The organism is Thalassospira sp. HF15 (assembly GCF_011806525.1).
GTDB lineage: Bacteria > Pseudomonadota > Alphaproteobacteria > Rhodospirillales > Thalassospiraceae > Thalassospira.
Window position 1 is genome coordinate 181,988 of the sequence record NZ_JAAVKI010000001.1, and the last position, 20,707, is coordinate 202,694.

General features: G+C 54.3%; 19 protein-coding genes. 17 read left to right on the forward strand and 2 right to left on the reverse strand.

Annotation, left to right across the window (positions count from 1 at the left end):
• The first annotated feature begins 82 nt into the window (after positions 1-82).
• On the forward strand, positions 83-3,568 hold the full coding sequence (gene dnaE, locus HED22_RS00870) for a DNA polymerase III subunit alpha (protein ID WP_167717909.1): 3,486 nt from the start codon (positions 83-85) through the stop codon (positions 3,566-3,568).
• A gap of 74 nt (positions 3,569-3,642) precedes the next feature.
• Here the strand turns inward: dnaE and HED22_RS00875 are convergent, their stop codons facing one another.
• Both HED22_RS00875 and HED22_RS00880 read right to left on the reverse strand, forming a co-directional pair.
• On the reverse strand, positions 3,643-4,776 hold the full coding sequence (locus HED22_RS00875) for an MFS transporter (protein ID WP_167717911.1): 1,134 nt from the start codon (positions 4,774-4,776) through the stop codon (positions 3,643-3,645).
• Entirely contained in the window at positions 4,773-5,306 is a 534-nt protein-coding gene (locus HED22_RS00880) for a TetR/AcrR family transcriptional regulator (RefSeq protein ID WP_167717914.1), read from the reverse strand. Before HED22_RS00880 ends, HED22_RS00875 begins: the two co-directional genes overlap by 4 nt.
• Positions 5,307-5,582: 276 nt before the next feature.
• Between HED22_RS00880 and rpsB the strand changes: the two genes are divergently transcribed.
• The 16 genes from rpsB to HED22_RS00960 all read left to right on the forward strand — a co-directional run bounded on the left by rpsB (position 5,583) and on the right by HED22_RS00960 (position 20,686).
• Complete coding sequence (gene rpsB / locus HED22_RS00885) at positions 5,583-6,362, forward strand: 30S ribosomal protein S2 (protein ID WP_008891206.1); 780 nt, start codon at positions 5,583-5,585, stop codon at positions 6,360-6,362.
• 87 nt (positions 6,363-6,449) lie between these two features.
• Complete coding sequence (gene tsf / locus HED22_RS00890; protein WP_167717916.1) at positions 6,450-7,373, forward strand: translation elongation factor Ts; 924 nt, start codon at positions 6,450-6,452, stop codon at positions 7,371-7,373.
• 166 nt (positions 7,374-7,539) lie between these two features.
• On the forward strand, positions 7,540-8,271 hold the full coding sequence (gene pyrH / locus HED22_RS00895) for a UMP kinase (RefSeq protein WP_062955241.1): 732 nt from the start codon (positions 7,540-7,542) through the stop codon (positions 8,269-8,271).
• Between the two features lie 2 nt (positions 8,272-8,273).
• Complete coding sequence (gene frr / locus HED22_RS00900; protein WP_167717918.1) at positions 8,274-8,837, forward strand: ribosome recycling factor; 564 nt, start codon at positions 8,274-8,276, stop codon at positions 8,835-8,837.
• Between the two features lie 2 nt (positions 8,838-8,839).
• Positions 8,840-9,580, forward strand: a complete 741-nt coding sequence (locus HED22_RS00905) for an isoprenyl transferase (RefSeq protein WP_167717920.1) — start codon at positions 8,840-8,842, stop codon at positions 9,578-9,580.
• A complete protein-coding gene (locus tag HED22_RS00910; protein WP_368484456.1) occupies positions 9,567-10,385 on the forward strand; it encodes a phosphatidate cytidylyltransferase in 819 nt (272 codons plus the stop codon). The genes HED22_RS00905 and HED22_RS00910 overlap by 14 nt, the downstream gene beginning before the upstream one ends.
• Positions 10,386-10,424: 39 nt before the next feature.
• Positions 10,425-11,585 (forward strand): 1-deoxy-D-xylulose-5-phosphate reductoisomerase, encoded by a 1,161-nt coding sequence (locus HED22_RS00915; protein ID WP_167717925.1) that lies wholly within the window; start codon positions 10,425-10,427, stop codon positions 11,583-11,585.
• A 38-nt stretch (positions 11,586-11,623) separates the two neighbouring features.
• Positions 11,624-12,727 (forward strand): RIP metalloprotease RseP, encoded by a 1,104-nt coding sequence (gene rseP / locus HED22_RS00920; RefSeq protein WP_167717927.1) that lies wholly within the window; start codon positions 11,624-11,626, stop codon positions 12,725-12,727.
• On the forward strand, positions 12,727-15,048 hold the full coding sequence (bamA, locus tag HED22_RS00925) for an outer membrane protein assembly factor BamA (RefSeq protein ID WP_167717929.1): 2,322 nt from the start codon (positions 12,727-12,729) through the stop codon (positions 15,046-15,048). Before rseP ends, bamA begins: the two co-directional genes overlap by 1 nt.
• Positions 15,048-15,626: an OmpH family outer membrane protein gene (locus tag HED22_RS00930; protein WP_167717931.1), complete on the forward strand. Its 579-nt coding sequence runs from the start codon at positions 15,048-15,050 to the stop codon at positions 15,624-15,626. Before bamA ends, HED22_RS00930 begins: the two co-directional genes overlap by 1 nt.
• On the forward strand, positions 15,626-16,645 hold the full coding sequence (gene lpxD, locus HED22_RS00935; RefSeq protein WP_167717933.1) for a UDP-3-O-(3-hydroxymyristoyl)glucosamine N-acyltransferase: 1,020 nt from the start codon (positions 15,626-15,628) through the stop codon (positions 16,643-16,645). Before HED22_RS00930 ends, lpxD begins: the two co-directional genes overlap by 1 nt.
• Before the next feature lie 11 nt (positions 16,646-16,656).
• The gene (fabZ, locus tag HED22_RS00940; protein WP_167717936.1) at positions 16,657-17,106 is read left to right on the forward strand and encodes a 3-hydroxyacyl-ACP dehydratase FabZ; all 450 of its coding nucleotides are present in this window, start codon (positions 16,657-16,659) and stop codon (positions 17,104-17,106) included.
• Positions 17,107-17,108: 2 nt separating this feature from the next.
• A complete protein-coding gene (gene lpxA, locus HED22_RS00945) occupies positions 17,109-17,912 on the forward strand; it encodes an acyl-ACP--UDP-N-acetylglucosamine O-acyltransferase (RefSeq protein WP_167717938.1) in 804 nt (267 codons plus the stop codon).
• The gene (locus tag HED22_RS00950; RefSeq protein ID WP_167717940.1) at positions 17,893-18,756 is read left to right on the forward strand and encodes an LpxI family protein; all 864 of its coding nucleotides are present in this window, start codon (positions 17,893-17,895) and stop codon (positions 18,754-18,756) included. Before lpxA ends, HED22_RS00950 begins: the two co-directional genes overlap by 20 nt.
• Complete coding sequence (lpxB, locus tag HED22_RS00955) at positions 18,746-19,912, forward strand: lipid-A-disaccharide synthase (protein ID WP_167717942.1); 1,167 nt, start codon at positions 18,746-18,748, stop codon at positions 19,910-19,912. The genes HED22_RS00950 and lpxB overlap by 11 nt, the downstream gene beginning before the upstream one ends.
• A gap of 333 nt (positions 19,913-20,245) precedes the next feature.
• The gene (locus tag HED22_RS00960) at positions 20,246-20,686 is read left to right on the forward strand and encodes a VOC family protein (protein ID WP_167717944.1); all 441 of its coding nucleotides are present in this window, start codon (positions 20,246-20,248) and stop codon (positions 20,684-20,686) included.
• Positions 20,687-20,707: the final 21 nt, after the last annotated feature.

Consider the following 20,707-nt stretch of genomic DNA (forward strand, 5'->3'; position numbering starts at 1 on the left):
AAATTCTTTAAGCTGGTTTTGTCGCGTCGTTTGGTGGCGCGCGAACCCTGCATTTTTCTTATATTTCAGAGGTCTGGCTCCGATGGGAAACGGTTTCGTCCATCTTCGTGTACACACCAACTATTCGCTTGCCGAAGGTGCGATCACGACCAAGGAGCTTGCCAAACTCTGCGCGGCGGATGGTCAGCCGGCCGTGGCGATGACCGATACCGACAACATGTTCGGTGCGCTTGATTTTGCCGGGGCGCTGAGTGATGCGGGCATTCAGCCGATTCTTGGTGTTCAGATGGGTGTGGAACGCTTTGGCGACAAACCCAGCGTTGGTAAAATCGCCCGTGAACCTATGCCAGACCGCCTTGTTCTGATCGCCCAGAACAAGGAAGGTTATTTCAACCTGCTGAAAATCGTTTCGCGCGCCCACATGACGTCAGAAGCCGGAAGCGAGCCCAAGGCGCTGTATCAGCATATCCGTGAATATGGCGAACACATCATCTGTTTGACCGGCGGCCCAACCGGCCCGCTGGCGCGCCTTCTGGGGGACGAGCAGGTGGAAAAGGCACAAGACTGCCTTGCCGAGCTCAAGGAAATCTTTGGCAACCGTTTGTACATCGAACTCCAGCGCCACGGCGAAGAACTCGAAGAGCTGGTTGAACCCGGTCTGATCAAGCTTGCCTATGATCACGACGTGCCACTGGTCGCGACCAATAACTGCTACTTCCCCACGGTCGATATGTATGAAGCCCACGACGTATTTATTTGCGTCGGGCAGGGCGCGGTTGTTGGTCAGGAAGATCGCTGGAAACTGACACCCGATCACCGCTTCAAATCGGCTGCGGAAATGCGTGATCTGTTCGCCGATATCCCTGAGGCCTGCGACAACACGCTTTTGATCGCCAAGCGTTGCTCGTGGCACGTTGAAAAGATTGACCCGATCCTGCCGCCTTTTGATTGCGGCGAGGGCCGCACCGAGGTCGATGAACTCCGCCACATGTCCGAAGAGGGCCTGAAAGGTCGTCTCGAAAAGCATGTCTTTACCGACGAAATGTCGGATGCGGAAAAGGAAGAAATCGCCAAACCCTATTGGGAGCGCCTTGAGTATGAACTCGGCATCATCAATCAGATGGGGTTCCCGGGCTACTTCCTGATCGTTGCCGATTTCATCCAATGGGCCAAGGATCATGAAATCCCGGTCGGGCCGGGCCGTGGGTCGGGTGCAGGCTCGCTGGTCGCCTATGCGCTATTGATTACCGACCTAGATCCGCTGCGCTTCTCGTTGCTGTTCGAACGTTTCCTCAACCCGGAACGTGTGTCGATGCCTGACTTTGACGTCGATTTCTGTCAGGACCGGCGCGGCGAGGTCATCGAATATGTCCAGAAAAAGTACGGTCATGACCGTGTCGCGCAGATCATCACATTCGGTAAGTTGCAGGCCAAGGCGGCTGTGCGTGACGTCGGGCGTGTTTTGTCGATCCCGTATGGCTATGTCGACAAGATCTGTAAAATGATCCCGGGCGATCCGGCCAAGCCGATCCCGCTGAAAGAAGCCATCGATATGGAACCGGACCTGCGCCGCATCGCGCGCGAGGATCCGGATATTGATCGGTTGCTGTCCATCGCCATGCAGATCGAAGGTCTTTATCGGAACTCGTCGACCCACGCGGCAGGTGTGGTGATCGGCGACCGCGACCTTGATGAACTGGTCCCGATTTATCGCGATCCGCGCTCTGATATGCCGGTCACACAGTTCAACATGAAGTATGTTGAAAATGCCGGACTGGTGAAGTTTGACTTCCTGGGGCTCAAGACACTTACGGTGATTATCGAGGCCGTAAACCTCATGCGTCTTCGCAAAGACGTCCCGCAAGACTTTGATATTGGCGCAATTCCCCTTGATGACCGCCCGGCCTTCAAACTGTTGTCGGCGGCTGAAACTGTCGGCGTGTTCCAGCTTGAATCCCAGGGTATGCAGGATGTTCTGCGCGGTCTGAAGCCCGATACGCTTGAAGATATTATCGCGGTCGTGGCGCTCTATCGTCCGGGCCCGATGGATAACATCCCCCATTACATCGCGCGTAAGCATGGGCAGGAAGAACCTGATTACATGCACCCGATGCTGCAGCCGATCCTCGAAGAAACCTATGGCATCATGATCTATCAGGAACAGGTCATGCAGCTGGCCCAGATCATGGCGGGTTATTCGCTTGGCGGTGCTGACCTGTTGCGTCGTGCAATGGGTAAGAAAATCGCCGAGGAGATGGAAAAGCAGCGTAGCCTGTTTGTCGATGGTTCTGAAAAGAACGGTGTCGATCGTGCGCAGGCGTCTGACATCTTTGATCAGGTCGCCAAGTTCGCCTCCTACGGCTTTAACAAATCCCATGCGGCGGCCTATGCGCTGGTGGCCTATCAGACTGCGTATCTCAAGGCGAACTATCCGGTCGAATTCATGGCCGCCCTGATGACGCTTGATATGCACAACACCGAAAAGCTGGCGGTGTTCAAGCAGGAGGTCGAACGGCTTGAAATCGAAATCCTGCCGCCTTGCGTGAACAACTCCCAGGTGGCGTTTTCGGTGGAAAACCATGATGGCGTGCGCAAGATCCGTTATGCACTTGCCGCTGTTCGAAATGTCGGTGACGCGGCTATGGAAAGCCTTGTCGCCGAACGCGAAGCCAATGGGCCTTTCAAGGATATTACCGACTTCGCATCGCGCATCGATAGCCGCGCGGTCAATAAGCGGTTGCTTGAAAACCTTGTGCGGGCAGGGGCGCTGGATTGTCTGGCGTCTAACCGCAAGGTCATGTTTGAAAATGTCGACAAGGTCATCGCCGTGGCCCAGCGCGAAATGCACGCGCGCAATGACGATCAGATTTCGATGTTTGGCGACAGCAGCGGCTTTGGCAAGGATCAGATCCGTCTGCCTGACGAACGTGACTGGGTGCCGATGGAAAAACTGACCGAGGAATTCTCGGCCATCGGGTTCTATCTGTCGGCTCATCCGCTTGATACGTTTGGCAAAAGCATTCAGCGCATTGGCATTGCCCCGATCAAGGAACTGCCAGCACGTATGCGTGCCTCGAACAAGGGTACGATCCGCCTTGCCGGAACCCTGATCAATGCACGCGAAATGATTTCCAAAAAGAACGGCTCTAAGTTCGCCTTTGTCATGTTCTCTGATCCGACCGGCAGTTTTGAGGTCGCCTTCTGGGCAGAAGCATGGGCCGCCTATAAGGAAATCATCACCGCCGGGCGTCCGGTACTGCTGAATGTCTCTGCTGAAATGCGCGAAGGGCAATTGCGTATTCAAGGCCAGCGCGTCGAAGACCTTGAAAAGGCTGTTGCCGGTGCTGCCGAAGGTATTCGTATTCGCTTGAACCGACCTGACCCCGTCGATGAAATCCGCCAGCTCCTGGAACAGGCTGGCAAGGGGCGTGGATTGGTGACCCTGTCGTCGGTTTGCGATGATGGCCGCATGGCCGAGATTGAACTCGAAGAAAATTACAAGGTCGGCCCGTCACTGATCGGGGCGATTGGCGCGATCCCGGGTGTGGAATTCGCCGAGGAAATCTAGGTCAAAGCAAATTGCTTTTCGAAAAGTTACAGCCCGGCACTTCTTATTTGATGCCGGGCTGTTTTACATGATGGTCAGGCAAGGGCGGCTTTTTGCCCGGTATGGGTAAGCCCGGCCAGAATACTGAGGATGGCAAAGGACAGCACCGCATATTCGGGGCCAAGCGTATCGATTAGGATGCCGAACACCGGCGCGCCGACGGTTTGTCCAACTGCAATCATCAAAAAACCGATCATTAATCCTGTGGCAGGGCGACGGGGAAGGGCGTTGACACCCCAGATCAGATACACGCCGGTCAATATTACATAAGCCCCACCAAACAGAGCGCCGCCAAGAAATGTTGTCAGTGCACTGGCCCCTTCAAACCCGACAGCCAGCATTCCAACCGACAAAAGTCCCAAAAAGAACCAGTGCGTAAGGCTCACACCAAAGCGCGCGACAAGGTTGCCTGCAAACGCCCCGGCAATGCCAGCTGATCCAATGGCAATCCATAAAATCCCGACTTCATCGCTTTGCCAGCCAAGGCGCAGTGTCGCAAGTTTGCCGCCAAATGACCAAAGTGCGGTGCTTGCAGCTCCCATAAGGAATGCTGCAATCATCAAGCGCCTTATATTGCCGTTAAACTGCGGTAAACGATGCCGGGTCGCTGTCGCATTTTGCGACGATGGAAGGGTGATGGCGCTTATGATCGCCATGATAATGGCAGTCACGGCAAACCCCGCAAAAGCCATGCGCCACTCTCCGGTGATCAAAAGCGCAATGGGACCGGATAGCGCGACACCCGCGCTGGTTCCGGCATTGATGGTTGCATTCGTTTTATTCTTTTGATGGGCCTGCACGGCGCAAGCAACGGCGGCGGCCATCGGCGGTGATGCCAGACCGGTGCTTGATCCGGCAACCAAGACGGCGCACGCCAGCCAGGTTGCATTCGGAGCTGTCGCAATGCCAATCATGCCCAGGGCTGCGACCAACGATGCACCAATTGCAACACGACGTGGTCCAAACTGCTCGGTCAGTGCTGCTGATGCGATGATCGCGATGCAGTAGCCCAAAAAGGATCCGCCTGAAATGAACCCTGAAATGGTTGGGCCCATGGACAGTTGTTGGTCGATGACGGGCAAAAATAATCCGAAGGCAAACCGTGCGAAGCCATAACAAACGGCGATAAGGCCAAATCCGGTCGCGCCAATACGAAATGCGGTGCTCATGCGCTGGCCTGGGCAATCAGGGTGGATGCTGCTTGATGGGCGGCAGTGATCGCATCTTCGCCCTGATAAATAGCTGCTGCCGTACTGCCCTCGATCAGGACAAGGATTTGTGCGGTTAGAGTGCCGAGATTTGGGTGGTCTGGCCCAATTGTGCCTGTCACCAATCTTGCGACTTGCGCATGAAAGGCGGCTTTGTGGCTGAGGACAATGTCCGTGATTTCAGGTGTGTTGCTACCTGTTTCGCCATAGGCGCGCAAGAAAAGGCATCCACGCGCGCCTTCGGTCCGGGTCCAGGTTTTTAATGCCTCAAACAAATCATCAATGCTTTGGACATCAATCATCTGCAGGAAGCGCTTATCGCGCGCCGACAGGACTTGTTTGACAAGTCCGGTTTTGCCACCGGCATGCTTGTATAGGGTGCGGCTCGACATTTGGGCGGCTTCAGTCAGCTGGTCCATGCTGGTCGCGTTGAAACCCTGCTGATCAAACAGCCTTTCGGCGGATGTAAGGAGTTTGTTTTTCGTGTCCATGACGATAAATGTAAAACGAACGTTTTACTTTTGTCAAAGATTTTTGACCTCTGGCCCATATTTCCGTTAGGGTACGTGCGGTTGGCCCAAAGGTGCTGCGTACGGTGCTTTTTGGGCTTGCATTCTGTCAAAGAGGGGGCTAAAAGCCGCCTCGAACATCGCACGCGGAAGAGCGGCGACTGCCGTCATATGGCAACTCGTCCATCCGGTGTTTCATACTTGGTGTATGGAATTCCCTTCCGCGGAGGTATTAACCGGAAAAAGGTAGGAATTATCATGGCTTTGCCAACCTTTACCATGCGCCAGCTCATGGAAGCTGGTGTCCACTTTGGTCACCACACCCGCCGTTGGAACCCGAAGATGAAACCGTACATCTTTGGTGCACGCAACGACATCCACATCCTGAACCTGCAGGAAACCGTTCCGATGCTGCATCGTGCGATGCAGGCAGTTCGTGACGTAACCGCGTCAGGTGGTCGTGTTCTCTTCGTCGGTACCAAGCGTCAGGCTTCCCCGATCATCGCAGACGCTGCAAAGCGTTGCGGCCAGTACTATGTCAACCATCGCTGGCTCGGCGGCATGCTGACCAACTGGAACACCGTTTCCAACTCGATCAAGCGCCTGAAAGAACAGGACGAGATTCTGAACGCTGGCGCAGAAGGTCTGACCAAAAAAGAAATCCTGAACCTGACCCGTTCGCGCGACAAGCTTGAGCGCGCTCTTGGCGGTATTAAGGACATGGGTGGTCTTCCCGACATCATCGTCGTGGTCGACACCAACAAAGAATCGCTTGCTATTCAGGATGCCAAAAACCTGAACATCCCGGTTGTTGCGATCCTCGACTCCAACTCTGATCCGGCAAACGTTCAGTTCCCGGTTCCGGGCAACGACGACGCGATCCGCGCAATCCAGCTGTATTGCGATCTGTTCGTTGGTTCTGTTCTGGACGGCATCCAGGAAGAAATGACTGCTTCTGGCGCAGATCTCGGCGAAGCGGAAGAAGTTCCGGCCGAGGCAGCTGCTGCTTCCGAAGCTGCAGAAGAAGCTTCCGCATAAGTTTCATTTTGTACCTGATGAAACGGCGGCTAGCATGCCGCCGTTTTGTTAGGTGTTAACCTGATCGCGTAATTAGGGGCTTTAAAAATGGCTATTACCGCTGCTCTCGTTAAAGAGCTTCGCGAAACCACCGGCGCTGGCATGATGGATTGCAAAAAGGCGTTGTCCGAAACTGATGGTGATCTGGACGCAGCCGTTGACTGGCTTCGTACCAAAGGTCTTGCTGCTGCTGCCAAAAAAGCTGGCCGTGTTGCTGCCGAAGGTCTGGTTTCTGTTTCTGTTGACGGCACCAAAGGTGCAGTTGTCGAGCTGAACGCTGAAACCGACTTCGTTTCGCGCAACGAAGACTTCCAGAAATTTGTTGGCGAAATCGCAAAACAGGCAGTTGCTGCGAATGGCGACATCGATGCCCTCAAAGCTGCTACTTTCCCGGGTACCGAGCGTAACGTCGAAGAGCAGGTCACCCACATGATCGCCACCATCGGCGAAAACATGTCCCTGCGTCGTTCGGCTGGCCTGTCGGTCGAAAAAGGTGTTGTTGCTTCCTACGTTCACTCCGCTGTTGCCCCGGATCTGGGCAAAATCGGTGTTCTGGTTGCGCTTGAATCCGAAGCTGACGCTGGCGTCCTCGAAGGGCTTGGCAAACAGATCGCAATGCACATTGCGGCAACCAACCCGGCATCGGCAACCGTCGACGATCTGGACCCGGAACTGGTAGAGCGTGAAAAAGCCGTTCTGACCGACCAGGCCAAAGAATCGGGCCGTCCGGCAGAGATCATCGAAAAGATGATCGAAGGTCGTATCCGTAAATATTACGAGCAGGTCGTTCTGGTTGAGCAGACCTTCGTGATTGACGGTGAAAACAAAGTCAAAACCGTAATCGAAAACGCTGCCAAAGAAGCTGGCAAGCCGATCACGCTCAAGGGCTTTGTTCGCTTCGAACTCGGTGAAGGCATCGAGAAAGAAGAAAAAGACTTTGCTGCCGAAGTTGCTGAGCAGCTGAACAAATAAAACATCTGATCGAAATGGTGCGTTCACCACCATTTCGTGTATGATCCAGACCGGCGAGGTCGGCAGCGCATATCCGCCCTGTTACTCGCCGGTCTTTTTATATCTGAATTTTGCATTTCCCGCGCTTGGGCAATGCGTTACATCGGCATTTAAGAGGCAATCCGACATGGCAGAAAACGGCCAACTTAAGTTTCGTCGCGTCCTTTTGAAGCTCTCGGGTGAGGGGCTCCTGGGCAATCAGCAATACGGTATTGATCCTGAAACAGTTGACCGGATTGCCAGCGAAATCAAAGCCGTTCACGACATGGGTGCCGAAGTTTGCATGGTGATTGGCGGCGGTAACATCTTCCGCGGTGTCAAAGGCGCTTCACAGGGCATGGAACGTGCAACCGCTGACTATATGGGCATGCTCGCTACCATCATGAATGCGCTCGCGGTTCAAAACGCGCTTGAGCGTCACGGCATTCAGACCCGTGTGCAATCCGCTATCCCGATGTCTTCTGTCTGTGAGCCCTATATTCGTCGTCGCGCGGTGCGCCATATGGAAAAAGGTCGCGTTGTGATCTTTGCGGCAGGCACGGGCAACCCGTTCTTCACGACCGATACCGCTGCTGCCTTGCGCGCAGTTGAAATGGGCTGTGATGCCTTGCTTAAGGGCACGCAGGTCGATGGCGTCTATACCGCCGATCCGAAAACCGATCCGACGGCAGAGCGTTATGACGAGCTGACCTATATGGAAGTTCTGTCCAAAGATTTGCGTGTTATGGACGCATCGGCTATTTCTTTGGCACGCGAAAATGATATTCCGGTTATCGTATTTTCTTTGCATAATCCGGGTGCCTTTGCAGACGTAGTTACTGCAAAGGGGACGTTTACGATTATTTCGAATGGAGACTGAACGTGTCTGACGTTGCTGGCCTAAAAAAGGACCTGTCCCGCCGTATGGAAGGGGCTGTGGAAGTACTACACAAGGAATTCACCGGTCTGCGCACCGGGCGCGCCAGTGTAAGCCTTCTTGAGCCGGTCATGGTTGAAGCTTACGGCGTTCCGACCCCGCTCAATCAGGTGGCATCGGTCAGTGTTCCGGAATCGCGTATGCTCTCGGTTCAGGTATGGGACAAAACGATGGTGAAATCCGTCGAAAAAGCCATCCGTGATTCCGGTCTTGGTCTGAACCCGGCCGCTGATGGCACGCTGGTTCGCGTTCCGATTCCCGCCCTTAACGAAGAACGCCGTGCAGAACTTTCCAAAGTTGCCGGTAAATATGCCGAGCAGGCCAAGGTTTCTGTCCGTAACGTACGTCGTGACGGCATGGATCAGCTGAAAAAATGGGAAAAGGACGGTGACATCTCCAAGGACGAGATGCACGACCAGGAAAAAGAAGTCCAGAAATTGACCGACAAGGTCATTGGCGAGATTGACGAGGCACTCTCGCACAAAGAACAGGAAATCATGCAAGTCTGATTATGGCTGTGCTTTCTTCGCAAACCCAACTGTCAGATACGCTTTGTGTGCCGCGTCATGTTGCCATCATTATGGATGGCAACGGGCGCTGGGCCCGCGGGCGTGGGCGTCCGCGCACCATGGGCCATCGTGCCGGTGTCGATGCGGTGCGTCGCACCATTGAGGCCGCCGGCGAACTCGGTATCGAGTATCTGACGCTCTATGGCTTCTCGACAGAGAACTGGAAGCGCCCGGAAAGCGAAGTAAGCGACTTGATGGGACTGCTTCGCCTGTTTCTGAAGCGCGAATTGTCCACCTTGCACAAGAACGGCGTGAAAATTCGCATCATTGGTGATCGTTCGCGTTTTGCGGACGACATTCGCAAACTTCTTGCCAAGGCCGAAGATCAGACGCGTGACAATACGCGTCTGAACCTTACCATCGCTCTTAGCTATGGTGCGCGTGCCGAAATTACCCAGGCTGTGCGTAACATAGCAGCCAAGGTTGCTTCAGGTGAACTTTCTGCCGACGAGGTTACCGAAGACCTGATCGAAGAAAACCTGTCGACGGCGGGTATTCCGGATCCGGATCTTCTGATCCGTACAAGTGGCGAGCAACGCATCAGCAACTTCCTGTTATGGCAGTCGGCCTATACCGAGTTTGTGTTCGAAGATGTGCTGTGGCCGGACTTTGACCGTAGCCATTTGCAAAAAGCCATCGATAACTTTGCCGGGCGGGAGCGGCGTTTTGGTGCCGTCATCTGAGACCAAAGACCCAAAAGACACCAATTCCGGCCTGTTGCCACGCGTCCTTTCCGCGCTGGTCATGGCACCAGTAGCTGTTGCGGCTGTCTGGTTCGGCTCTCCCTACTTCGACATACTGCTGTTTGTGTTCTCGGCTGGGATGATGTGGGAATGGTCGCGCATGTGCGCGCCAAACCACTATAATGGCATCTCGGTTGTGACAGGTGTTGCACTGGCTGTTGCCATGATCATGTATGTCGCTGGTCAGGCGGAGTACATAGTCATGCCAGTCGCGATTGGCGTGATCATCGCTGCAGCGAGGTCAGGCAAAAACTGGCTGCTCGCCGGGTTTGGTGTTTTATATATCTTACTGGCCGCATTGGCAGCGCTTTGGCTGCGAACTCATGAGGGTGACGGTCTTCTGATCATTATGTGGCTGTTCTTCCTTGTCTGGGCCACCGACACGGGCGGTTACGCCTTTGGCAAGACCATCGGCGGTCCGAAACTCGCACCGCGCTTCAGCCCCAAGAAAACCTGGGCAGGTTTGATCGGTGGGATGCTCTGTGCGGGTGTCATCGGCGGGCTGGTCACCTATTTCAGTTCCGAAGCGATCAATTGGGTGATTGTTGGCGTTAGTATGGTGCTGGCAATTGTTGCACAGATCGGTGACCTTGGTGAATCGGCACTGAAACGCCGTTTCAAGATCAAGGACAGTAGCAACCTGATCCCTGGGCATGGCGGATTGCTTGATCGTGCGGATGGGATGTTGTCGGTGTTTCCTGTGGCCTTTGCTATTATCTGTTTCGCAGGGCTTTCTCTGCGTTAAGGCGGCCGATCTTCTCGCCGCTGTCCTTACAGGTGTTTGATGACTTTGAAGAAATCCGTCAGTGTTTTTGGTGTTACGGGCTCCATCGGGGCCAGCACCGTCGATGTTCTGAAGTCCCACACTGACAAATATGCTGTTGAAGCTGTCACCGCTCATCGCAATGTCGATGCACTGGCAACGGCAGCCATCGAGCTTCGTGCCAAATGCGCGGTCATTGGCGATCCCGATTGCTTTGACGCACTAAAGAGTGCCTTGGCTGGAACCGGCATAGATATCGCTGCTGGCGAAGAGGCCTTGATCGAGGCCGCAGAACGTCCGTCAGACATCGTCATTGCTGCCATTGTGGGCGCCGCAGGGCTCAAACCGACGTTAGCTGCCATTCGTCGTGGCGCGCGCATCGGGCTCGCCAACAAGGAAACACTGGTCTGTGCCGGCGCATTGATGACGGCCGAAATTGCCACACACGGTGCGACGCTGATCCCGGTGGATTCTGAGCACAGCGCAATCTTTCAGGTGTTGGAAGATCGCGAAGAAAACCGGATCGACCGCATTTTGCTGACCGCATCTGGCGGACCGTTTCGCGAGTGGTCGTTGGAAGATATGCGATCAGTTACCCGCGCGCAGGCCTTGGCACACCCCAACTGGGAAATGGGTGCAAAGATCTCGATTGATTCCGCGACAATGATGAACAAGGGGCTTGAGCTGATCGAAGCCTGGCATCTTTTCCCGGTGGCTGAGGAACAGATCGAGATTGTCGTTCATCCCCAATCGGTTGTTCACAGTATGGTCGAATATTCCGATGGGTCCGTGCTGGCCCAGCTTGGCACGCCCGATATGCGGACGCCGATTGCCTATGCGCTTTCGTGGCCAGACCGGATCAAGGTCGACACACCGCGTCTTGATTTTGCCACGATCGGAAGCTTGAAGTTTGAAACACCCGATATGAATCGCTTCCCGGCTCTTCGTCTCGCGCGACAGGCCTTGCAGGAAGGCGGTACGCTGCCTACTGTTCTGAACGCTGCGAATGAGGTTGCGGTTGAAGCGTTTCTCAAAGACAGAATCGGTTTTCTCGATATTGCCGGGACTGTCGAAAAGCTCATGACAAGGCTTGGAAGCGAAGCGCTTACCAGCCTTGATCAGGTATTTGAAACAGATGCTATGGTCCGCCGGGAAACTGCGGCGTATCTCGCATCGTCTTAGATTAAAATCGCCGGTTTGACCGGCTTAGGGAATTCTTGATGGAAACCTTGCTTGCTTTTCTTTTTGTGCTCTCGGTGCTCGTGTTCGTTCACGAATATGGTCACTATTGGGTGGCAATCAAAAACGGCGTAAAAGTAGAAGCCTTTTCAATCGGGTTTGGCCCGGAACTTTTCGGCTGGCAGGACAAAAAAGGTACGCGCTGGAAGGTCAGTGTGATTCCCCTCGGCGGCTACGTCAAAATGTTTGGCGACATGAACCCTGCCAGTGCCGGTGGTCGTGACGACCTTGATGCCGAAGAAGCAAAACATGCTTTCCATCACAAAGGGGTGGCTGCTCGGGCCGCAATCGTTTTTGCCGGGCCGCTGGCGAACTTCATCTTCGCCATCATCGTCTTTACCTTCCTGTTCGCCGCTGTCGGGCAACAACGCGCTTTGCCGGTTGTTGGCGAAGTTATTGACGGTAGCCCGGCTGCCAGTGCCGGTTTCGTCGCAGACGACCGCATTGCTGCGATCAACGGGCAATCGGTTGAATGGTTCTCCGAACTTTCCGACATTGTCCGTGCAAATCCCGGTCAACCGATTTCTGTTACCGTACAGCGCGACAGTGAAACCCTGGACCTCGCTGTGACGCCAGAAGCTGTCGAAGTCGACGAGGGCGGAATGACTGCGACCGTAGGACGGCTCGGGATTACGGCTGGCGACTTTGAAATGAGCCGCACAGGCGTTGTTGAATCCGTTGGTCGCGCGTTCGAGACAACCTATTCGTTGACTGCGCAAACCTTCTCGGCACTTGGGGAAATGATCAGTGGTGATCGCGACAGTTCCGAGCTTGGTGGTCCGATCCGGATTGCCCAAATGTCGGGGCAGGTGGCAGAAGGCGGGCTTGCACCGCTGCTGTTCTTTATGGGTTATCTTTCCATCAGCCTTGGGTTGATCAATCTGATGCCTGTTCCGGTTCTGGATGGTGGGCATCTTGTGTTTTACGCAATTGAGGCAATTCGCGGTAAGCCATTGGGGGCAAAAGCACAAGAATATGGTTTCCGTATCGGCGCGGGTTTGGTATTCAGCTTAATAATTTTTGCAACGTGGAACGATTTGACGCAATTGGGTGTCTTCAGTTTCCTCAAAGGACTTGCTGGCTAATGCATGACAGCAACAGGGGGGTTAACTTGCTGCGTAAGGTAAAAGCGGCCGTCGTCATCGCGGCCCTGCTTGGCGGGACGGCGCCATTGATTGTTCCTGTGGCAGTGCATGCCCAATCCGGTCTAATCCGCGACATCGAGGTCGAAGGCAATAGACGTATCGAAAGTGCGACAGTAAACGCCTACCTGACTGTGGCACCCGGCGATGCCTATGACGTTCAGAAAATCAACAATTCGCTTAAGGCTCTGTTTTCGACCGGTCTTTTTGCCGACGTGTCCTTTTCCTTTAATCAGGGGATCCTTCGGGTAAACGTTGTCGAAAATCCGATTATCAACCGGATCGCCTTCGAAGGTAACCAGCGCCTTGATGACGAAACCTTGGGTGCGGAACTTCAATTGCGCCCGCGTGTTGTTTACACCCGAACCAAGGTGCAGGCAGACGTCCAGCGTGTTCTCGAACTTTATCGTCGCAGCGGACGCTTTGCTGCAACCGTCGAGCCCAAGGTCATTCAGCTGGATCAGAACCGTGTCGATCTGGCATTCGAGATTGACGAAGGTGACGCCACAGGCATCCGCAAAATCAATTTTGTCGGCAACAAGGCCTTTGATGATGGCGAGCTTTCAGATGTGATCCGCACGACCGAAAGCGCCTGGTGGAAAATCCTGACCGCTGATGATAACTACGACCCGGATCGTGTGACCTTTGACCGTGAATTGCTGCGCCGTTTCTATCTGGCTGCGGGTTACGCCGATTTTCAGGTTTTGTCGTCCGTTGCGGAATTGACACCGGATCGCTCCGACTTCTTTGTGACCTACACGGTCAGTGAAGGGCAGCGCTATCAGTTTGGCGATATAAGTGTCGTCTCCCAGATCGACAAGATCGATCCGGAAACCCTGATGCCGCTGATCGAGATCGAAAGTGGTGAATGGTACAACGCGACCCTCGTTGACGACGCAGTTGATGCTTTGACCGATAGCGTTGGGGATCAGGGCTACGCCTTCATCGATATTCGCCCAAACGTTCAACGTAATCGTGAAGCCGGCACGATCGACATTACCTTCAACATTTCCGAAGGGCCGAAGGTTTATGTCGAGCGCATCAATGTTGCCGGCAACGTCCGTACCCTTGATGAAGTCATCCGCCGTGAATTCCGTCTGGTTGAAGGCGATGCTTTCAGTAGCTCGAAGATGCAGCGCTCCAAGCAACGTATTGAAAACCTCAACTTCTTTAAATCGGTTGATGTCAAAACCCTGCCGGGCGCGTCACCTGATCAGACGGTGATTGAAGTCGATGTCGAAGAAAAATCGACCGGTGAATTCTCGATTGGTGCTGGCTACGGAACGGATAACGGTGCCTTTGGTCAGCTTGGTGTTCGAGAACGTAACCTGCTTGGTAAAGGCCAGGATCTGCGCCTGAACTTCACACTTGGATCGACGGACCAGCAGGTGGATCTGTCCTTTACGGAACCCTATTTCCTTGATCGTGAAATCGCCGCAGGCTTTGACGTATATCGGCGCGAGGAAGACAATCAGGATGAAAGCTCCTACGATGAAGAGCAGACCGGTGGTCGTCTTCGCGCCGGGTATCGCTATAGCGAAGAGCTTTCGCACTCCTTCCGCTATACACTTGAAAGCAACAGCTACTCCAATATTAATCGCAGCAGCGCATCGCGTCTCCTGTTGGCAGAAGACACCGACTTCGTCGAATCCGCCCTTGGTCACACCCTGACCTATGATAAGCGAGACAGTACGATTTCTCCGACCGAGGGTTATTTTGCAAGGTTGTCAAACGATCTGGCCGGCCTTGGTGGGGATGAGCAATATTTGCGTACTCGCGTTGAGGGTGGCTACTACTATCCGCTGGACCGTGAACATGAATGGATTGTCTCGACCCGTGGGGCGACCGGCTACATCTTTGGTTTCGATGATGATACCCGCATTTCTCAGCGCTTTATGGTCGGGGGCTCTAACCTGCGTGGCTTCGAAGCCGCCGGCGTTGGCCCGCGTGATATCGCAACCGGGGATGCGCTGGGCGCCAAAATGTACTACACCGGAACAGTGCAAATGGACTTCCCGCTTGGCACGCCCGATGAGTTTGCTCTGACCGGCCGTGTCTTCTCTGATTTCGGTTCAAGTCGGGATGTCGACGGTGCCCGCGCCGGTGAAATTTACAACACAGGCACGCTGAGAAGCTCTGTTGGTTTCGGTGTTGGTTGGGAATCGCCGTTTGGCCCGATTGGTGTTGATATCTCTCAGGCCATCACAAAAGAAGATCACGACAAAGAGGAAATGTTCCGACTTAACTTCGGAACCAGATTCTAATGCAAATGATCAAATCTCTACGTAATCTGCTGGTTCTCTCAGCCCTGATTGGTTTTACTGCGAACACATCGGTTGTGCACGCACAGGAGCCAAATCCGGACAATTTTGCCTCGGTGATGGTGGTTGATGTTGCCGGGATCATGCGTGAAGCATCTGCCATGCAGGATGCCCGCAAACAGATCCGGGATCGTCAGGTCGCCTATCAGAAGGAAATCGAAACCCGTGAACAGGCCTTGCGCGAGGAAGAAAAACAGCTTGCTCAGCAGCGCACGCTTCTCGCTGCCGATGTCTTTCAGGACAGACAAAAGCAGTTTCAGCAGAACGTTGCCAACTTCCAGAAATTTGCTCAGGCGCGTAGCCGTGTTCTGGATCAGGCATTGGCAGAGTCACAATCCAAGTTCTCGCAAGCTCTGAATGAGATTATTAGAAGGGTTGCGGCCGAACGCAGGGCAAACCTTGTCTTGCAGAAAGGCCAAGCAATCCTTTTTGAAACTTCTATGGATGCGACCAAGGAAGTCTTTGATCGGGTGAATGCTGAAATTCCGACCGTTACGGTCGAATTCAAGGAAGGCTCCTGATGGCGGATGCGCGATTCTTTAGCCGCAAGGGACCATTCAGTGTTGCCGAAATTGCTGCACTGACGGAAACAACACCGGTAAACGCACCCGATGAAACCCGGGTCTTTCAGGATGTCTCACCGCTGCAAAATGCAGATGGCGATATTCTGAGCTTCTTTGATAACCGAAAATATCTTGATGCCTTTGTCTCGAGCAAGGCCGGTGCATGTTTTGTGCGCCCGGAATTTGTCGAACGCGCGCCAGAAGGCATGGTGTTGTTCACCACCAAGGATCCTTACCGCGCCTATGCAAAGGCTGCCACGGCCTTTTACCCCTTTGAAACAGGCAATGGCGTCATTTCCGATCATGCCGTGATCGATCCGACTGCAAAGCTCGGCAAAGGCGTTCAGGTTGACGCTGGCGCTGTCATCGGGGCCAATTGTGAAATCGGTGATGGGACCATCATCGCGTCGAACGCTGTGATCGGCGAGGGCGTTGTGATCGGCGCGAGCTCTAAGGTCGGTGCGAATGCCTCGATAAGCCATAGCCTGATTGGCAATCTCTGCCTGATTTATCCTGGCGCGCGGATCGGTCAGGATGGCTTTGGGTTTGCCATGGGGCCGCAGGGTCACGTCAAGGTCCCGCAGCTGGGCCGGGTGGTTATCGGCAATGATGTCGAAGTTGGCTCAAACAGCACGATTGACCGGGGTGCTGGCCCTGATACCGTGATTGGTAATGGCTGTCGTATCGACAATCTGGTGCAAATCGGCCATAACGTTGAACTTGGCATGGGCTGTGTCGTTGTCTCGCAAGTCGGGATCTCGGGCTCAACCAAGATTGGCAATTTTGTTGTGCTTGCCGGTCAGGCGGGCATTACCGGACACCTTGAAATCGGCGATGGCGCAAAAGTCGCAGCTCAGTCAGGTGTCATGAAAAATATCGGGCCGGGCGAAACAGTGGGCGGCAGCCCTGCCGTTCCGGTCATGGAATATCATAAACAGACGGTCGCCTTGTCGCGTCTGATACGAAAAAAGAAATAAGGGCTACACACATGACCGAACTGGTAAGTGTCGATATCCAGCGCATTCTGGAAATGATTCCGCATCGCTATCCGTTTCTTCTGATCGACAAGGTCATCGACATCGAAACCGATGTCTGTGCGACTGGCATCAAGAACGTCACGATGAACGAGCCGCAATTTACCGGCCATTTCCCGCAGCAGCCGATCATGCCCGGTGTCCTTATCATCGAAAGCATGGCGCAGACAGCCGCGATCTTGGTGGTTCAGACGCTTGGCGCGGATGCCGAGGGCAAGCTGGTCTATTTCATGAGCATCGATAACGCCCGTTTCCGCAAGCCGGTGACGCCGGGCGACGTCATGCACATTCATGTGACCAAGAAACAAAGCCGTGGCCCGGTCTGGAAATTCGAAAGCCAGGTCAAGGTCGACGGTCAGGTCGTGGCCGAAGCCACCATCGCCGCGATGATCCGGGATAGCTGATAATGTCAAAAGTACATCCAACCGCCGTTGTCGAAGATGGCGCGCAGATTGGTCAGGATGTCGAAATCGGGCCCTATAGCGTGGTCGGCCCGAATGTTGTCTTGGGGGATGGTGTCAAACTGCACAGCCATGTTGCTGTCGCGGGTATCACCACCCTTGGTGATCAGTGTGAAGTGTTCCCGTTTGCCTCTGTTGGTCATGCGCCGCAGGATTTGAAGTTCAAGGGCGAACAAAGCCGTCTGATCATCGGTAAACGTACCAAAATCCGCGAAGGGGCGACCCTTAACCCCGGCACCGAAGGTGGTGGGATGGAAACCACCATCGGTGATGACTGCCTTCTGATGACCGGGGCCCATGTTGGTCATGACTGTCACGTTGGCAACCACTGTATTCTGGTCAATAACGGTACGCTGGCTGGCCATGTATTGGTTGAGGATTTTGCAATTGTCGGTGGTCTTTCCGCGGTGCATCAGTTTGTCCGTATCGGGAAACATGCGATGATTGGTGGCATGACCGGCGTTGAAAGCGACATTATTCCATACGGTTCGGTCATTGGTAACCGCGCCTATTTGTCGGGTCTGAACATCATTGGTTTGAAACGTCGCGGGTTTGATCGTGAGACGATCCATTCCCTGCGTAAAGCCTATCGTCTGCTGTTTGCCCAAGAGGGCACCCTTGCAGAGCGCGTCGAAGAAGTCGCAACGGACTTCGAAGGTGTTGGACCGGTAATGGAAATCATCGACTTCCTCAAAGCCGAAAGCATGCGTTCCGTATGCACGCCGAAATATGACAGCTCCGCAGGATAATCCGCAGCCAAAATTGGGGATTATTGCCGGGGGCGGGGCGCTGCCCGCCCGTTTGGCTGCTGCTGCCATCACGGCAGGCCGCGATGTCTGTATCGTCAAGCTCGATGGCTACGCAGATGATCCGGAACTCGATCAATATCCGAATGTGACGACCCGATTGGGCGCTGCCGCCAAAATCCTTGATGCCATGCGCAAGGAATACTGTCAGGACGTTGTTCTGGCGGGCAAAGTCTCGCGTCCCAGCCTGTCTTCGATCCGCCCGGATTGGCGGGCTGCCAAAATGCTGATGAAGGTTGGCGCCAAGGCACTTGGTGATGACGGATTGCTCCGTCTGGTCGCCAAGGAGCTTGAGCGCGAAGGTTTCCGTTTGCTCGGCGCCCATGAAATTCTGGGCGATTTGGCGGTTGAGGAAGGCGTTCTTGGCAATGTATCGCCCGATGAACAGGCCATAAGCGATGCCCGACATGGCCTCACAGTTGCACGCACACTGGGCCAGGCCGATGTCGGGCAGGGATGCGTGGTTCAGCAAGGATTGGTATTGGCCCTCGAAGCCATCGAAGGCACCGATGAAATGGTGCGCCGTTCTGCATCTTATCGTCGCGATGGTGTTGGCGGCGTCCTTGTCAAATCCGCCAAACCCCAGCAGGACAAACGCCTTGATCTTCCTGCTATTGGCATGACGACCATCGAAGAGGCTCATAAAGCCGGTTTGCGGGGTGTTGCTTTGCTTGCCGGCGGGACCATGATCATTGACCGCGCTGCCGTCATTGCCCGTGCCGATGCATTGGGCCTGTTTGTCATCGGCTTGGCCCTTGCCGACGAGGACAGCTCCAATGGCGGATGAAACCACCCCCGTTGGTCCGAAAATCATGCTTGTCGCGGGCGAGGCCTCCGGTGATCAACTGGGTGGGCGTCTTATGGCAGCACTCAAGGCCAAGCGGGACCATATCCGCTTTATTGGCGTTGGTGGTCCGCGCATGGAACGGGAAGGCCTCAAAAGCCTGTTTCCGATGAATGAAATGTCGGTCATGGGCCTGACAGAGGTCGTGCCCCACATTCCGCATTTACTCAAACGTATTGCCCAAACCGCAGACTTCGCCAAGTCCGAGAAACCCGATGTCGTCATCACAATTGACGCACCGGATTTCAGCTTTCGTGTTGGCAAGAAACTAAAGGGCAAAGGTATCCCGTTGGTGCATTATGTCGCACCGTCGGTCTGGGCCTGGCGCGAAGGCCGGGCAAAGAAAATCGCCGGTTTTCTCGATCATCTGCTCGCACTTTTGCCGTTTGAACCGCCTTATTTCGAAAAAGAAGGCCTGCCAACCACCTTTATTGGCCACTCAGCGGTCGAAGAACGCAGTGATGGGGATGCAGACCGGTTTCGCACCCAGCATGGCCTGAGCGCGGACAAAAAGCTTCTTGCAGTTCTGCCCGGAAGCCGAAATTCCGAAGTCAAACGCCTCCTGCCGGTGTTCAAACAGGTCATTGACGACATCGCGGCGAGATATCCCGATGCGCGCATTGTGGTCCCAACCGTCAGCAAGGTGGCTGATACCGTGACCGATGAAATGAAATCCTGGCCGCTGGATCCAATTGTCGTGACAGCTGATCAGGATCGCCACGATGCCTTTGCGGCCGCCAATTGTGCCTTGGCGGCATCAGGCACCGTGTCCCTTGAACTGGCCATTGCCGGTGTACCGCATGTGATTGCCTATCAGGTCAATGCGGTTACGGGGTGGATCGCAAAACGTCTGATCAAGATTGATACCGTCACCATCGTCAATCTGGTTCTTGGCAACAAGCTGATCCCGGAATTTCTGCAGGATAAGTGCAAAGCCAAAAGCATCATTCCTGCATTGGAAAAACTGATGGCTGACAGTCCGGAACGGACGGCACAGATCGAAGGTTTTGACAAAGCCTGCAGCTTGCTGGGGTTTGGGGATCGCCCGCCCAGCGAAAAGGCTGCTGACCAGATTTTGAAGATCATCGATAAAAAATAGCGTGTTACGGGTGGCATCAAATCCCCAATGCAATTAGTTTCTCAGGGTCCGGACTCATTCACATGACTGCCCCGGCAACTGATATGAGAGAAAAAACAAGGAAAAGCCCGAAGATCGAGGTGATCCCCGGTCATGGGATTTGACGCAGAGGCTTTCTATCATATCGGTTGTCCTTCAGATTACCCGGATTTGCGCGGGCTACTTTGTCGCAAAATCTTGAAAGATATAGATCTTCCGGCGATTTTGTTCCGCATATCCGCACAAATCCGGGTAACCGGGACTATTATGTGAATGAGTCTGGACCCTAGATCAATTCATAACGGAGACCGTGTTATGCGCTACCTGCACACGATGGTACGTGTCGAGAATGTCGATGAGTCGATGAAGTTCTACTGCGATCTTCTTGGCATGCAAGAGACCCGCCGCATCGAAAGCGAGCAGGGCCGTTTCACCCTGATCTATCTGGCACCGCCAGCCGATGTTGAAAGTGCCAAATCCGTCAAGGCCCCTGAACTGGAATTGACCTATAACTGGGATCCGGAAAGTTATTCCGGTGGTCGCAACTTCGGCCATCTGGCTTACGAAGTCGACGATATCTATGCGCTTTGCCAAAAGCTGATGGATGCAGGTGTCACCATCAACCGTCCGCCGCGTGATGGTCGTATGGCATTCGTGCGCTCACCGGATGGCATTTCCATCGAATTCCTGCAAAAGGGTGACAACCTTGCACCTGCAGAACCATGGGCCAGCATGGAAAACACCGGCAGCTGGTAAGAATTCAGCTGTTATGGGCAG

Bases quoted from the DNA above. Each gene is read 5' to 3' on its own strand.
- dnaE (WP_167717909.1), top strand. From the start codon at position 83: ATGGGAAACGGTTTCGTCCATCTTCGTGTACACACCAACTATTCGCTT.
- HED22_RS00875 (WP_167717911.1), bottom strand. From the start codon at position 4,776: ATGAGCACCGCATTTCGTATTGGCGCGACCGGATTTGGCCTTATCGCC.
- HED22_RS00880 (WP_167717914.1), bottom strand. From the start codon at position 5,306: ATGGACACGAAAAACAAACTCCTTACATCCGCCGAAAGGCTGTTTGAT.
- rpsB (WP_008891206.1), top strand. From the start codon at position 5,583: ATGGCTTTGCCAACCTTTACCATGCGCCAGCTCATGGAAGCTGGTGTC.
- tsf (WP_167717916.1), top strand. From the start codon at position 6,450: ATGGCTATTACCGCTGCTCTCGTTAAAGAGCTTCGCGAAACCACCGGC.
- pyrH (WP_062955241.1), top strand. From the start codon at position 7,540: ATGGCAGAAAACGGCCAACTTAAGTTTCGTCGCGTCCTTTTGAAGCTC.
- HED22_RS00905 (WP_167717920.1), top strand. From the start codon at position 8,840: ATGGCTGTGCTTTCTTCGCAAACCCAACTGTCAGATACGCTTTGTGTG.
- HED22_RS00915 (WP_167717925.1), top strand. From the start codon at position 10,425: ATGACTTTGAAGAAATCCGTCAGTGTTTTTGGTGTTACGGGCTCCATC.
- rseP (WP_167717927.1), top strand. From the start codon at position 11,624: ATGGAAACCTTGCTTGCTTTTCTTTTTGTGCTCTCGGTGCTCGTGTTC.
- bamA (WP_167717929.1), top strand. From the start codon at position 12,727: ATGCATGACAGCAACAGGGGGGTTAACTTGCTGCGTAAGGTAAAAGCG.
- HED22_RS00930 (WP_167717931.1), top strand. From the start codon at position 15,048: ATGCAAATGATCAAATCTCTACGTAATCTGCTGGTTCTCTCAGCCCTG.
- lpxD (WP_167717933.1), top strand. From the start codon at position 15,626: ATGGCGGATGCGCGATTCTTTAGCCGCAAGGGACCATTCAGTGTTGCC.
- fabZ (WP_167717936.1), top strand. From the start codon at position 16,657: ATGACCGAACTGGTAAGTGTCGATATCCAGCGCATTCTGGAAATGATT.
- lpxA (WP_167717938.1), top strand. From the start codon at position 17,109: ATGTCAAAAGTACATCCAACCGCCGTTGTCGAAGATGGCGCGCAGATT.
- HED22_RS00950 (WP_167717940.1), top strand. From the start codon at position 17,893: ATGACAGCTCCGCAGGATAATCCGCAGCCAAAATTGGGGATTATTGCC.
- lpxB (WP_167717942.1), top strand. From the start codon at position 18,746: ATGGCGGATGAAACCACCCCCGTTGGTCCGAAAATCATGCTTGTCGCG.
- HED22_RS00960 (WP_167717944.1), top strand. From the start codon at position 20,246: ATGCGCTACCTGCACACGATGGTACGTGTCGAGAATGTCGATGAGTCG.